This is a genomic window from Citromicrobium bathyomarinum (assembly GCA_001306305.2).
GTDB lineage: Bacteria > Pseudomonadota > Alphaproteobacteria > Sphingomonadales > Sphingomonadaceae > Alteriqipengyuania > Alteriqipengyuania bathyomarina.
Genome location: CP155577.1, coordinates 2,555,566 through 2,569,127, shown reverse-complemented (window position 1 = coordinate 2,569,127; position 13,562 = coordinate 2,555,566). Strand labels below are relative to the sequence as shown.

15 protein-coding genes and 1 tRNA gene are annotated in these 13,562 nt (G+C 63.6%); 13 read left to right on the top strand and 3 right to left on the bottom strand.

Features of this window, described 5'->3' with window-relative positions; genetic code table 11:
- The first annotated feature begins 78 nt into the window (after positions 1-78).
- Positions 79-507 (top strand): PAS domain-containing protein, encoded by a 429-nt coding sequence (locus VO57_012870; GenBank protein XBL69016.1) that lies wholly within the window; start codon positions 79-81, stop codon positions 505-507.
- Here VO57_012870 and VO57_012865 read toward each other — a convergent pair.
- Positions 504-1,382 carry a metallophosphoesterase gene (locus tag VO57_012865; protein ID XBL69015.1) on the bottom strand — a complete coding sequence of 293 codons (879 nt, stop codon included), beginning with the start codon at positions 1,380-1,382 and terminating at the stop codon, positions 504-506. The genes VO57_012870 and VO57_012865 overlap by 4 nt on opposite strands.
- Before the next feature lie 136 nt (positions 1,383-1,518).
- Between VO57_012865 and pyrH the strand changes: the two genes are divergently transcribed.
- The 10 genes from pyrH (at position 1,519) to rpmE (ending at position 10,969) form a co-directional block, all read left to right on the top strand.
- Positions 1,519-2,238: a UMP kinase gene (pyrH, locus tag VO57_012860; protein ID XBL69014.1), complete on the top strand. Its 720-nt coding sequence runs from the start codon at positions 1,519-1,521 to the stop codon at positions 2,236-2,238.
- A 29-nt stretch (positions 2,239-2,267) separates the two neighbouring features.
- Entirely contained in the window at positions 2,268-2,825 is a 558-nt protein-coding gene (gene frr / locus VO57_012855) for a ribosome recycling factor (GenBank protein ID XBL69013.1), read from the top strand.
- 121 nt (positions 2,826-2,946) lie between these two features.
- The gene (uppS, locus tag VO57_012850) at positions 2,947-3,627 is read left to right on the top strand and encodes a polyprenyl diphosphate synthase (GenBank protein ID XBL69012.1); all 681 of its coding nucleotides are present in this window, start codon (positions 2,947-2,949) and stop codon (positions 3,625-3,627) included.
- Positions 3,614-4,339 (top strand): phosphatidate cytidylyltransferase, encoded by a 726-nt coding sequence (locus VO57_012845; GenBank protein ID XBL69011.1) that lies wholly within the window; start codon positions 3,614-3,616, stop codon positions 4,337-4,339. Before uppS ends, VO57_012845 begins: the two co-directional genes overlap by 14 nt.
- Before the next feature lie 5 nt (positions 4,340-4,344).
- Complete coding sequence (gene dxr / locus VO57_012840; GenBank protein ID XBL69010.1) at positions 4,345-5,499, top strand: 1-deoxy-D-xylulose-5-phosphate reductoisomerase; 1,155 nt, start codon at positions 4,345-4,347, stop codon at positions 5,497-5,499.
- Complete coding sequence (rseP, locus tag VO57_012835) at positions 5,496-6,614, top strand: RIP metalloprotease RseP (GenBank protein ID XBL69009.1); 1,119 nt, start codon at positions 5,496-5,498, stop codon at positions 6,612-6,614. The genes dxr and rseP overlap by 4 nt, the downstream gene beginning before the upstream one ends.
- A gap of 165 nt (positions 6,615-6,779) precedes the next feature.
- Positions 6,780-9,473 (top strand): outer membrane protein assembly factor BamA, encoded by a 2,694-nt coding sequence (gene bamA, locus VO57_012830; protein ID XBL69008.1) that lies wholly within the window; start codon positions 6,780-6,782, stop codon positions 9,471-9,473.
- Complete coding sequence (locus VO57_012825) at positions 9,473-10,159, top strand: OmpH family outer membrane protein (GenBank protein ID XBL69007.1); 687 nt, start codon at positions 9,473-9,475, stop codon at positions 10,157-10,159. Before bamA ends, VO57_012825 begins: the two co-directional genes overlap by 1 nt.
- A gap of 46 nt (positions 10,160-10,205) precedes the next feature.
- Positions 10,206-10,643, top strand: coding sequence for a 3-hydroxyacyl-ACP dehydratase FabZ (gene fabZ / locus VO57_012820; protein ID XBL71340.1), 438 nt, complete (start codon positions 10,206-10,208; stop codon positions 10,641-10,643).
- Positions 10,644-10,744: 101 nt separating this feature from the next.
- Entirely contained in the window at positions 10,745-10,969 is a 225-nt protein-coding gene (rpmE, locus tag VO57_012815; GenBank protein ID XBL69006.1) for a 50S ribosomal protein L31, read from the top strand.
- A gap of 93 nt (positions 10,970-11,062) precedes the next feature.
- Here rpmE and VO57_012810 read toward each other — a convergent pair whose 3' ends face one another.
- Positions 11,063-11,380, bottom strand: a complete 318-nt coding sequence (locus tag VO57_012810) for a TraR/DksA family transcriptional regulator (protein XBL69005.1) — start codon at positions 11,378-11,380, stop codon at positions 11,063-11,065.
- A gap of 114 nt (positions 11,381-11,494) precedes the next feature.
- Complete coding sequence (locus VO57_012805; protein ID XBL69004.1) at positions 11,495-12,127, bottom strand: 2OG-Fe(II) oxygenase; 633 nt, start codon at positions 12,125-12,127, stop codon at positions 11,495-11,497.
- Between the two features lie 195 nt (positions 12,128-12,322).
- Here VO57_012805 and VO57_012800 point away from each other — a divergent pair.
- Positions 12,323-12,399: transfer RNA gene (locus VO57_012800), tRNA-His, on the top strand.
- A 90-nt stretch (positions 12,400-12,489) separates the two neighbouring features.
- On the top strand, positions 12,490-13,554 hold the full coding sequence (locus VO57_012795; protein XBL69003.1) for a Glu/Leu/Phe/Val dehydrogenase dimerization domain-containing protein: 1,065 nt from the start codon (positions 12,490-12,492) through the stop codon (positions 13,552-13,554).
- Positions 13,555-13,562: the final 8 nt, after the last annotated feature.

Below are 13,562 nucleotides of genomic sequence, written 5' to 3'. Positions count from 1 at the left end.
CTTGTTAAGCCAAGTCTGGCTTGTTGTGGCTTCGTTCACCGCAGTCACACACGCGCATGAAGGGAAAGGTCTCAACCGATGTTCACCGCGCCTCAAGACGCCTTTCCTGGCGCTTCACTGGATGCCAATTCTATCCCCGTGGTCAACGCGGTCGGGCTCAATGGCGACGACCTTGCGATAAGCCTGCTCGAACAGAGCGACGATTGCATCAAATTGCTGAGCATGGACGGCCATCTGGAGTTCATGAATTGCGGCGGGCTTGGAGCAATGGAGATCGATCGCCCGGAACGGGTACTTGGCAAGCTGTGGTGGGATCTGTGGCCGCTGGAGTCGCAGGGCTATGTGCGGGAGCAGTTCCGCAAAGCGATGCTGGGAGATCCGGTGACTTTCGAAGCCTCCTGCCCGACCTTCAATGGCACCCCGCGCCGCTGGTCGGTAAGCCTGAAACCCATGCTGGCCCGCGACGGGCCGGTCGTCTCCATTCTGGCTACCTCGCGGCAGATTTAGTTCCTGCCAGGGGGCCGGAATTTTATCAGCCATATTTCGGGCTGCGTGCCGAAGCGGACCGGTAGCAGGCTGGTGCCGAGCCCTGCGCCGACGATGGCGGTCCCGGCGGGATCGTCGGTGCGGCCGCAGGCAAAGCGGTCGCCATAGCGCGACTGCGTTGCGATCGCGCCGACCAGCGGCAGCCTGATCTGGCCGCAATGCGTATGACCGGCGAGGATGACCGAGTCTTGTGGCAGGTCCGGCAGCGGATCGGGACTGTGGCTGAGGATGATTCGGCCACCCTTCAGCCGGTCCATCGCGGCCAGCGTTTCGGGTATATCGTCGCGGCCCGTGTAATCGTCGTCGAGCCCGCCGATCAGCAGCGGCCCGGCCTGCGCTGCTGTGTTCTCCAGCACGGTGATCGGCGTTTTGGCCAGTTCCCGCTTGAGCGCGGGCCAGCCGTACCAGTGATCGTGGTTGCCGGGAACGAGGAAGACACCCAGCGGCGCCTTCAGTCCGGCCAGCGGAGCGATGATCTGGTCCGGGCGATAGACATGCGAAGCGCTGCGCTTCTCGCTCACGAGATCGCCCGCGATCAGCACTGCGTCTGACCGCAGCGCGTTGATCTGCGTCACGATCCGCTCCACCCGTTCCGGCGGCATGTCGGGCCCGGCTACGTGAATGTCGGAGATCAGCGCGACGGTTACGGGCGCGCTGTCTGCGGGCATGTCGGGCAGGGTCACCGTGGTCGCGCGCACGACCGGATCGCCGAGCGTGTTCTGCCACGCCTTGATGCCGGTGATCGCTGCGAGCACGGCCAGCGGCAGTAGCAGCCAGCGCAGCCGCGGCAGACGTGGGCGAGAGATCGGTTCGGACGGATCGGGTAGAGCAGGCATTGGTGCGATCTGTCCTAAAGCTGGCCGGGCGACAAGCCGATGCCCGCGCGATGAAAACCGCGTGCGCCGCCGTTGCCACCCGCCTGCTTGCGGGTTAGGGGCAAACGCCTGCCTGTAAAGTCGAGAACCTATCCCCATGCCGATCAAGAACGCCAAGCGCATCCTCCTGAAACTCTCGGGCGAAGTGCTGATGGGCGAACAGGAATTCGGCATCGACCCGGCCTTCGTCCTCGAGCTGGCGCAGGAAGTGAAGCAGGCGAAGGACGAAGGATGGGAAATCTGCCTCGTCATCGGCGGCGGCAACATCTTCCGCGGCATGGCCGGCGCGGCGCAGGGGATGGACCGTGCGCAGGCCGATTACATGGGCATGCTGGCCACGGTGATGAATGCGCTGGCGATGCAGAGCGCGCTCGAACAGCTGGGCGTGCCCACGCGCGTGCAGTCCGCCGTGCAGATGGATCAGGTGTGTGAGCCGGTGATCCGTCGCCGGGCGGAGCGTCACCTGGAGAAGGGCCGCATCGTGATCTTCGCCGCAGGCGTCGGCGCGCCCTATTTCACTACCGATAGCGGGGCCGCTCTGCGTGCTGCCGAAATGCGCTGCGACGCGCTGTTCAAGGGCACCAGCGTGGACGGGGTCTATGATTCCGATCCCAAGAAGAACCCGCAGGCAAAGCGTTACGACAGCGTCACCTACGACAAGGTGCTGGCAGACAATCTGAGGGTGATGGACGCGAGCGCAGTGGCCCTGTGCCGCGACAACAACATCCCGATCGTCGTCTTCTCGATCCGCGAAAAGGGTAATCTTGCCCGTGTTCTCGCAGGCGAAGGCGTGCAAACGATCGTTCAGGAAGACTAGAGTTCACAAGGGTACGAGGAAGGCCGATCATGGCGAAATACGACAAGAGCGATATCGAGCGCCGGATGCAGGGCGCGGTGGAAAGCCTGAAGGGCGATCTGGCGGGCCTGCGCACGGGCCGTGCGAACACCAGCCTGCTCGATCCCGTGGTGGTCGAGGTCTACGGATCGATGATGCCGCTCAACCAGGTGGCGACAGTCTCTGCTCCCGAACCGCGCATGCTCAGCGTGCAGGTGTGGGACAAGGGCAATGTCAGCGCGGTTGAGAAGGGCATCGCGCACGCGAACCTCGGCCTTAACCCGATGCAGGACGGCCAGACGCTGCGCATCCCGATGCCCGACCTCACCGAAGAGCGCCGCAAGGACCTTGCCAAGGTCGCCGACAAATATGGCGAGAGCGCGAAGATCGCGATCCGCAACGTGCGCCGCGACGGGATGGAAGCGCTCAAGGAAGACGAGAAGAAGAAGGACATTTCCGAGGACGATCGCAAGCGGTCGGAGGATGAAGTCCAGAAGCTGACCGACAAGTATGTCGCCGACACGGATACGGCCGTCGAGCACAAGAAGAAGGAAATCCTGTCGCAGTGACGGGCTGCCCAGCCACCGGTCGTGCCGTGCTGGTGGCGCTGTGCGCCGTCCGCGACTGCAAGGGGCCAGCGCGCGCTCGCCCCTTGTGCTTCGACCGGTTGATCGAGGGCAGGCTCTGACGATGCCGGAAGAAAACCAAGCCAGACATGTCGCCATCATCATGGATGGCAATGGACGCTGGGCGAAGCGCCGCGGCCTGCCGCGCGCGATGGGCCACAAGCGCGGGGTGGAGGCGGTCCGCAAGCTGGTCCGCAGCCTGGAGGGCACCGGGATCGAGTGCCTGACCCTCTACGCCTTCAGCTCCGAGAACTGGAAGCGCCCGGAGGAAGAGGTGTCCGACCTCATGAACCTCATGCGCAGCTTCATCCGCTCCGACCTTGAAGAATTCGTGGCCAACGGCGTGCGGCTCAAGATCGTCGGCGACTGGCGCGCGCTCGATCCCGATATCGTCGCGATGCTGGAGGATGCGCTGGAGCGTACCGCTGGTGGCACGCACACCGTGGCGGTCGCGCTCAATTACGGCTCGCAGCAGGAGATCGCAGGCGCGGCCCGTGCGGCGGCGAAAGAGGGTAAGATCACCCCCGAGGCGATCGAGCATCACCTGTTTACCGCCGACCTGCCGCCGGTCGACCTGCTGATCCGCACCAGCGGCGAGGTGCGCCTGTCGAATTTTCTGCTATGGCAAATGGCTTATGCGGAAATGATTTTCGTCGATACGCTGTGGCCGGACTTTGGCCCTGAAGATTTGCGCAAGGCTTTGGACGTCTTTGCGAAGAGGGAGAGGCGCTATGGAGGCCGCTGAGAGCGAAGGCACGCACGAGCCGACGCTGGAAGAGGTGCGTGAGCATTCGCGGCGCAAGACTCTGGGCATCAGGGCCGCCTCCGCAGCGGTGATGATTGCGATCGCCGTCGCAGTCTACTGGGTGCTGGGCGACCGTGGGCTCGACATCATCGTCGGGGTGGTTGCCGCGATCTGCTTTTTCGAGCTGCTGTTCCTGATCATCAAGGCGACCGACAATATCGCCTTTCGCCTTGCCGGAATTCTGGCGGGTGCGGCCTATATCGGGCTTGCTGCGGTCATCCTGATCGATTTCGACATTCAGTCGTTTTACATCTCGCTCGCGGTGGTGATCCTGGCGGACACCTTCGCCTATGTTTTCGGGACGCTGATCGGCGGTCCGCGGATCATGCCGAAGGTCAGCCCCAACAAGACCTGGGCGGGGCTTCTCGGCGGAATGTTCGGCGGCTTCCTGGCGCTGACCCCGTTAGTCTATCTCTCTTCGCGCATCATGGGCGTCCTTGACACGCAGGCCCTGCTCGTCGCTGCAATTGCGGGCCCGGCGCTGGCGATCATCGCGCTGGCCGGCGATCTGTTCGAAAGCTGGCTTAAACGTCGGGCGGGGGTCAAGGATTCCAGCCGCCTGATCCCGGGCCACGGCGGCTTTCTTGACCGTTTCGACGGGCTGATCCCGGTCGCGATCGTGGTCGGCGTGCTGACTACGCTGGCGATCTGACCGCGATGCGTTCCATCTCCATCCTCGGCAGCACCGGATCGGTCGGCGATTCGACGCTCAAGCTGCTGCGCCAGCACCGCGGCGAGTGGCGGGTCGAAGCGCTGACCGCGCATTGCAGCGCTACTAAGCTGGCCGAGCTGGCCCGCGAATTCGATGCGAAGATCGCCGTGGTCAACGACGAGTCATGCCTGCCCGAACTGCGCGAGGCGCTCAGCGGTAGCGGGATCGAGGCTGCGGGTGGGCGCGCTGCGCTGATCGAGGCGGCGAAGCGCCCGGTCGATATCACTATGGCCGCGATCGTCGGCTGTGCCGGCCTCGCTCCGGTGATGGCCGCGATCGAGCAGGGCGGCACGATCGCGCTGGCCAACAAGGAAGCGCTGGTTTCCGCAGGCCCGGTGATGACCGAAGCGGTCGCGAGGCATGGCGCGACGCTGCTGCCCGTCGATTCGGAGCACAACGCCATCTTCCAGTGTCTCGCGGGCAATCGCCTGTCCGAGGTGCGGATGATCACGCTGACCGCCAGCGGCGGCCCGCTGCGGCTGCTCAGCGCCGAGGAATTGCACCGGGTCACCCCGGATCAGGCGGTCGCGCACCCCAATTGGGACATGGGCGCGAAGATCAGCGTCGATTCGGCGACGATGATGAACAAGGGCCTCGAACTGATCGAGGCGCACCATCTGTTCCCCGTCGGGCTCGATAAGATCCGTATTATCGTCCATCCGCAAAGCGTGATCCACTCGATGGTCGAATATCTCGACCACTCGACGCTCGCCCAGCTCGGCCCGTCGGACATGATGGTGCCGATCGCTTCGTGTCTCGCCTGGCCCGAGCGGATGGAAAGCCCATGCGAACCGCTCGACCTGGCGAAGATCGGCGAGCTGAGCTTCTTTGCCCCCGACGAAAAGCGCTTTCCGGCAACGCGCCTTGCGCGCGAGGCGTGTGAAGAGGGCGGGGCGGCCCCGGCGGTTCTCAATGCCGCCAACGAGATAGCCGTTGCGTCCTTCCTTGCCGGTCACATTCCGTTCACCCGGATTGCCGCACTGGTGGAAGACGTTCTGGAACAGTCGAACCGGCCGCCAAGGCCCGCCACGCTCGATGACGTGCTGGCGATCGACGAAGCTGCCCGCAGGCAGGCCCAGGCGATTCTGGAGAACGCATGATCGAACAGCCTCCCTTCTGGATGTGGATAGTCGGCTTCCTGCTGGTGCTGGGGCCGCTGGTGACCCTGCACGAGCTGGGCCACCTGCTGATCGGCCGCTGGCTGGGCGTGAAGGCAGAGGCTTTCTCGGTCGGTTTCGGCAAGGAACTGGCCGGCTTCAACGACAAGCATGGCACACGCTGGCGCATCTCCGCGCTGCCGCTGGGCGGCTACGTCCAGTTCAAGGGCGACATGAACCCGGCGAGCATGCCCGATCGCGATGCTCCGGTCGAAGACGGCGCGTTCCAGCACGCATCGCTGTGGCGGCGCGCGCTTATCGTGTTCGCAGGGCCGGCGACCAACATCCTGATCGCGGTCGGTATTTTCGCCGCGTTCTTCATGTTCATCGGGCGCCCGGTTCCGGTCGATCCCAACGCCCAGCTGACCATTGCGAGCTTTACCGAGGATTCGGCGGCGCGCGAGGCGGGGCTGCAGGTCGGTGACCGGCTGGTTTCGGTCAATGGCGCAAAACTCGAGTCGTTCAGCGAATTGCAGAATACGATCATGCTGCGTCCCGAAGAGACGATGACCTTTGAGATCGAACGCGACGGGGCGGTGAGCACGGTCGATGTGACCACCCGCAGCACCGAGGTCGAAGACCGTTTCGGCAACGAGATGCGGATCGGGATGATCGGCGTTGCTCCGCAGGAGGTCCAGTACGATTATCGCGCGCTCGGCCCGATAGAGGCGATCGGGGCGGGGATCGACCAGTCGGTCAAAACGGTCGATATGATGATCACCGGCATCGGGCAGATTTTCACGGGAAAGCGCTCGGTCCAAGAGCTGGGCGGGCCGATCTCGATCGCGAAGTTCTCGGGTGAGCATCTCAGCCTCGGCCCGCTCGCGTTCATCAGCTTTGTTGCGCTGATCTCGCTTAATTTGGCATTCATTAACCTGCTGCCAATCCCGGCGCTCGACGGCGGTCACCTGGCTTTTTACGCGGCGGAAGCGATCCGCCGTAAACCGGTCGGCCCCCGGACGACGGAAATGGCGTATCGCACCGGTGTGGCCCTAGTGCTGGCATTGATGCTATTCGTGACTGTTAACGACTTGGTGAAGCTGTTGCCCTTCGGGTGATGGCGATCCGGGAAGCATGAGAGAGGCGGACCCAGCAGCGATTTCGACCTGCTTGAAAGGGGCGCGCGTATCGGGCACAGGGCGCCGGATCGTTTGGTCCGGTTGTCGATACGACAAAGCAAGGTCCGATCCGGGGTCAGAAATTTTGACGGGACAACTTCGCCAATGACGGCCATTCAGACGGGCGCATCGCGCCGCAGCTGCAATATTCGCAATTATGCGCTCGCACTTCTTGCCGGCACCACGCTGGCCGGGCTTCCTCAAGCGGCTTGGGCCCAGGCGGAGGATGACGCGCAGCAGACCGATCAGACTGCCGAGCAGGCCGATCCGGCTGCGGACACGACCGGCCCGGTCGCCGCACTCCAGCAGGGCGACGTGATCCGCTCGATCTCCGTTCAGGGGGTCCAGCGGCTCGAGCCGAACACCATCCTCAGCTACGTACGGCTTCGCCCGGGCGATACCTACACCACCGCAGCGGCCGACCAGGCGCTGAAGGATCTCGCCGCGACCGAGCTGTTCGAGAGTTTCTCGATTCGCAACGAGAACGGCGATGTCGTGATCGAGGTCGAGGAAAACCCCGTCATCAACCGCATCATCCTCGAAGGGAACGAGCGGCTGAAGGACGACAAGATCGTGCCGGAGATCAAGCTCGCCCCGCGGCAGATCTTCACCCGCTCGAAAGTCCGTGCGGATGTTGCCCGGATCATCGAGCTGTACAAGCGACAGGGCCGGTTCGCCGCGACGGTCGAACCCAAGACCGTGCAGCTGAGCCAGAACCGTGTCGACCTTGTGTTCGAGATCACCGAAGGGCCCAAGTCCAAGGTCCGTCAGATCAACATCATCGGGAACGAGGAGTTTTCCGATGGTGATCTGAAGGGCGAAATGGTCACCAAGGAAACCGGCCTGTTCAGCTTCCTGAGCGGAAACACCGGTTACGATCCTGACCGCCTGGCATTCGACCAGCAGAAGCTGCGCGAATTCTACCTCAAGCAGGGCTACGTCGATTTCCGCGTCGTCTCGGCGGTGGCCGAGCTGACGCCGGACAAGCGCGATTTCATCATCACCTACGTGGTCGAGGAAGGCGAGCGCTACAAGTTCGGCGATGTCGAGGTGACCAGCGAGATTCGCGATTTCAATGGCGAGACGCTGACCCAGGGCCTGGGGATCACCAGCGGCGACTGGTACGATGCGCAGCGCATCGAAGATACGGTCGAGCAGCTGAGTGAGCTGGCAGGCCGCTTCGGTTACGCCTTTGCTGACGTACGACCGCAGTTCCGCCGCAATCCCGATGACCTGACCATGGACGTCACGCTGGTCATCAACGAGGCACCGCGCGTTTACATCGAGCGGGTCGACATCAACGGTAACACGCTGACGCAGGACAAGGTGATCCGCCGCGAATTCCGGTCCGCCGAAGGCGATCCGTTCAACTCGCTGCAGGTGGAACGAACTACCGCTCGCATCAACTCGCTCGGCTTCTTCCAGGAAGGCTTCGAGGTCGAGCAGAAGGAAACCGGTGAAGACGACCGGATCATCCTCGAAGCCAATGTCGTCGAGCAGCCGACCGGCGAATTGCAGCTGTCTGCTGGCTTCTCCTCGCTTGAGAGCTTCCTTTTCTCTGGCTCGATCCGGCAGCGCAACTTCCGCGGTCGCGGTCAGACCGTCGGGGCGTCCGCGCAGTTCTCGCGCTATTCGCGCTCGTTCAATCTGAGCTTCTCCGAGCCTTACGTGTTCGATCGGAACATCTCGGCCGGGGTCGATCTCTACCGTCGGGACGTCAGCAGCTTCAACTTCCTCGGCAATGATCGCGAGCCGAGCTTCAAGCAGGCAACCACCGGTGGCTCGCTGCGGCTGGGCGTGCCGTTGACCGAATATTCGACCATCGTTGGCAGCTATACGCTCAACTACGATCAGGTCAGCGTCGACGAGCGGCTCTATTTCCGCGATCTCGACGGGGATGGCACGACCGAGTGCGACCCGCTGCAGGCGAGCCGCTTCCTGTGCGATGTTATCGGGGACCGGGTCAGTTCGATCCTCGGCCTGAACTACGTCTACAGCTCGCTCAACAGCTATTATCGCCCGAGCCGGGGCGAGCGGATTACGCTTGGTGCCAGCTATGCGGGCCTTGGCGGCGACGTGAAATATGCCAAGTTCACCGCCAATGCGTCCAAATACTGGTCCGTCTTCGGTGGCTTTATCTTCTCGCTGTCGGCCGAAGGTGGCTACATCAAGGGGCTTGAGGATCGCGGGCCCGGCGTGGACGATGTCCGCCTGACCGACCGCTTCTTCCTCGGTGAGCCGCAGTTCCGGGGCTTCGATATCCGGGGTGTCGGTCCGCGCATTCTGCGCCAGCCTTATGTGGACGGAGAAAACGGGCCGGAACTGATCACCGATCGCGACCGCGTCAGGGACGATGCGCTGGGTGGCAGCGCCTATTATCTGGGACGTGCGGAGCTCGAAATCCCGCTTGGCTCGGGTGCGCGTGAACTTGGCCTGCGTCCGTCGATCTTCGTCGATGTCGGTGCTCTGTTCAATGTGACGACGCCGACGCTGATCGATTACCCCAACGGGCTTCAGGGCACCGATGCCGACGGCAATCTGCAATACGTCGAGGGTGGCCTGATCGTGACCGATCCGCTGGATGACGAGGGCAATGCCAACACCCCGTACATCCTGCCCAACTCGCGTGTTCGCGAAGTCTTCCTTGGCGACAGCGCGAGCCCGCGCGTGTCGATCGGCGCAGGCGTGGACTGGAACTCGCCTTTCGGCCCGTTCCGCATCGATTTCGCCTATGCCCTACGCAAGGAGCCGGGCGACGACACCAAGACACTCTCATTCAACGTAGGGACGCAATTCTGATGAAACTCGCCAAAGCAATGCTCGCCGGTGCGACCATCCTGGGCGCCACGCTGGCCGCCGTGCCCGCCGCCGCTCAGGTCAATGGCATCGCAATCAGCAACCCCGAAGCGGTGATCCTGCAGAGCGCCGCGCGTCAGGCCGCCTATCAGCAGATCAGCCAGCAGTATCAGGCGCAGCTCCAGCAGCTCAGCACGGTCCGCCAGGAAGCCTCGCAGCTCGAGCGCAGCCTCGACACCAATTCGGACAACCAGGTGAGCGACGCGGAAATCCAGGCGAACCCGACCGTGGTGGCCCAGATCCAGCAGAAAGAGCAGCAGATCGCGCAGATCTATCAGCCGATTCAGCTGGCGCAGGCCTATGCGATCGAGCAACTGGTGGCCGACTACGAAAACGCACAGAATCAGGTCATCCAGCAGAAGAAGATCCAGATGCTGCTGAGCCCGGACGTGGTTCAGTATGCGCCGGAAAACGCCAATGTGACGCAGGACATCCTGACCGTGCTCGACCAGCGTATGCCCAGCGTGCAGACCGCGCCGCCGGCGAACTGGCAGCCGAGCCGTCAGGCAGTCGCGCTGCAGCAGCGCATTCAGCAGATCCTGCTGGGCCTCGCGCAGCAGCAGGCGATGCAGGCCGCGCAGCAGCAGGGCCAGCAGCAGCAGGCCCCCGCGCAGCCGTCCGGGCGCTGATACCGTCGCCGACATGGATAATAGCGAAACAGCCGACACGCGGAAAATGGATGTGCGGCAGGTCCTCAAGGCCCTGCCGCACCGTTACCCCATGCTGCTGGTCGACCGGGTCGAAAGCCTGACCAAGGGCGAGGAAATCCACGCGGTGAAGGCAGTGACCTTCAACGAGGATTTCTTCCAGGGCCACTTCCCCGGCGCGCCGATCATGCCCGGCGTGTTGCAGATCGAAGCGCTGGCGCAGGCTGCCGCGATCCTCGGGATAGAGACGCTGGAACTCGCCGGCAGTGGCAAGCTGGTCTATTTCATGGGCATCGACGGAGCCAAGTTCCGCGCGCCGGTGACGCCGGGTTGCCTGCTCGATCTCAAGGTCTCGTTCCTGCAGAAGCGCAGCCGGGTCTACAAGTTCGCCGGCAAGGCGAGCGTTGACGGCAAGACGACCTGCGAGTGCGAGTTCACCGCGATGATCGCCGATCCGCCCGAGTAAGCGATCAGGCTTGCCAATCGGGCGCGTTGCGACTATCCGCGCGCCTTTCCCACCCAACAGCTGGACCGGTCGGAACCGTTCCGAGGCTATGGAGACATGACATGAAGGCCGAAGGTCACCCCGATTATCACACCATTACGGTCAAGATGACCGATGGTACCGAATTCCAGACCCGCTCCACTTGGGGCAAGGAAGGCGACACGCTGACGCTGGAAATCGACCCGACCAGCCACCCGGCATGGACCGGCGGCAAGCAGCAGCTTCAGGAAGGTGGCCGCGTGGCCGCGTTCAACAAGCGCTTCGGTGGGCTCAGCCTCAAGAAGTAACGCGATTTTACGCGCTTTGCGGCCTCGTGCCGCGAGGGAAGGGCGGTCCGACGGGGCCGCCCTTTTCCGTTTGCCGAACCTAGCTGGCCCAAGCTAGCTGGCGCAGTCGACGCAGCGTGTCGCGATGGGTCGCGCTTCCAGTCGCTTGCGAGCGATCGGTTTCCCGCATTGGCTGCACCTGCCGTAGGTGCCTTTCTCGATCCGCAGGAGCGCCATGCGGATCTGTGCGATTTCCTCGCGCAGGACCCCGTCGACGCCCTCGAGCGCCTCGTCGTCGGCCAGATCGATCGCCTGCTCGCTCGAATCGGCTTCGAGGGGGTGGCGCAGATCGTCTTCGATCACGTCAGCCCGCTCGAGCAAGTCCGCTAGCCGCTGCTCGAGCTGTTCGCGCAGATCGCCATAGTCGGTCATTGCCACTCTCCTGTAACCGTTGTTTCGACGGTCTAGCAGGAAGCGGCGGGCCGAAGATTGATCTCAGTCAACTTGCACACGGTCGAGCGCCGTTTCCTCACTCCGGATTGCGTCTCACCACCCCCACGGCTTCTCGCGATACCACTTGGTGATCACGTACTTGGTGCCTTTGCGCACCTTCATCCCGTGATGCATCGTATTGGGGTTGGTCGACTGGTCGGGGCGGCGGTTGTTCCAGCACACCAGCTTGCCGGTTTCGGGCTGGAAGCTCTTCTTGAGCACCTTGAACCGCGTCGCGCCGCCGGCCTCGGGCTCGTTGAGGTAGATCATGAAGGTCCAGGTGCGCTGGCCCGCGACCGAGCAGTATTTCTCCCAGTCCTGCCCGTCGGGATTGAAATAGTCGCAATGCGCCTTGAATTCCTGCCCGACGGCATAGCGCTGTCCCTGCAAGGGCTCGCCATGCCTGGGGTCGATGCCTGAGAGTTCCGCCAGCATCGCCTCGAGCCGCTGGGTGCGCGGGTCGTCCATCGGCAGATCGCAGGTCTCGCTGGTGCGGAAATACATGTCGCCGTCGTGATCGGCGAGGGTGGAGGGGCGCCGGTCCGCATCGATCATCGCGATCAGCTCACCGCAGAAATCCGGATCGAGGAATTGCCGCATCTGCAGGAGCTCGACCTTGGGGAAGGGGAGACGCTGCATGCCCCGCGCCGCGAGTTCGTCTGAATCGGATTCGCCCGGATCGCGCATGCGCGCCTCATGCGAAGCGGTGGACTATTTTGCAAGCCGCGCAATAATGATGCGTAAAGACAAGGATTTTGCGTTTTTCACTTCCCAAATCGCGCTCGGCATGCAAGCGAGCCTCCACACGCAAGTTCCGCTCTTGACGCGGCGATTCGTGTACGTAACTGCCCTGCGCCTGGCGTGGCCGCGTCGGGGCATATGGCGATCGTAGCTCAGTTGGTTAGAGCGCCGGTTTGTGGTACCGGAGGTCGGGGGTTCGAGACCCCTCGATCGCCCCATTTTCCCCTGCGGGTCTAGGGTTCGAGAGAACCGGCGCTGCCGGGTTCGTGCGAGCCCGGATCACTCTTGCAGGGATGATGCACAAGCCGATGAGCGCTTTCTGGACCGACCCCGATTTCGACGACCACGAGGTCGTCCACTTCGTTCATGACGAAAAGCGGGGTCTGACCGCGATCATCGCGCTTCACTCCACCCATCTCGGCCCGGCAGCGGGCGGCACGCGGTTCTGGCATTATGCCGAACCTGCCGCCGCGATGCGCGACGCGCTGCGCCTGAGCCGCGGGATGAGCTACAAGAACGCCATGGCCGGCCTGCCGATGGGCGGGGGCAAGGCGGTGATCCTCGCCAATCCGGAACGCAAGAAGACGCCCGAGATGCTCGCCGCGTTCGGCGATGCGGTCGACGCTCTGGGCGGCAAATACGTCACCGCCGAAGATGTCGGCATCACCGTGGAAGACATGGTCGCGGTCAACCAGCGGACCGATTACGTCTCCGGTCTGCCGGTCGCGGAAGGCGAGGCGGGCGGCAATCCCGGCCCGTTCACCGCGCTCGGCATCTATCTGGGCATCAAGGCCGCCGTGCAGCACAAGCTGGGGCGCGACAGCGTCGAGGGTGTGCATGTTGCGATGCAGGGCGTCGGCAGCGTCGGCGGCGGCGTCGCTCGCCTGCTCGCCAAGGATGGCGCCAAGCTGACACTGGCGGACATCGATACCGACGGCGCACAGGCGCTGGGGCAGGAACTGGGTGCCGACGTGGTCGCTCCCGATGCTATCATGTCGCTGGGCTGCGACGTGTTCAGCCCCAATGCGCTGGGCGCGATCCTCAATGACGAGGGGATTGCCCGGCTCGACTGCGCGATCGTTGCAGGCGGCGCGAACAACCAGCTTGCCGGGCCCGGAAACGGTGCCGCACTGGCCGAGCGCGGGATTCTCTACGCGCCCGACTACGTGATCAACGCGGGCGGCATCATCAGCGTCACGATGGAATATCTGTGCCGCCGCGACAGCGCTCCGTGCGACATTAACGAAGTGCGCAAGCGCATCGCGCAGATCCCCGAGCGGCTGACCAAGATCTGGCAGGACAGCGAGGCGAGCGGTTCCTCACCCGACCAGGTCGCCGACGCGATGGCGCAGAAGCTGATCGGCCGCGGCTGATCCGATCC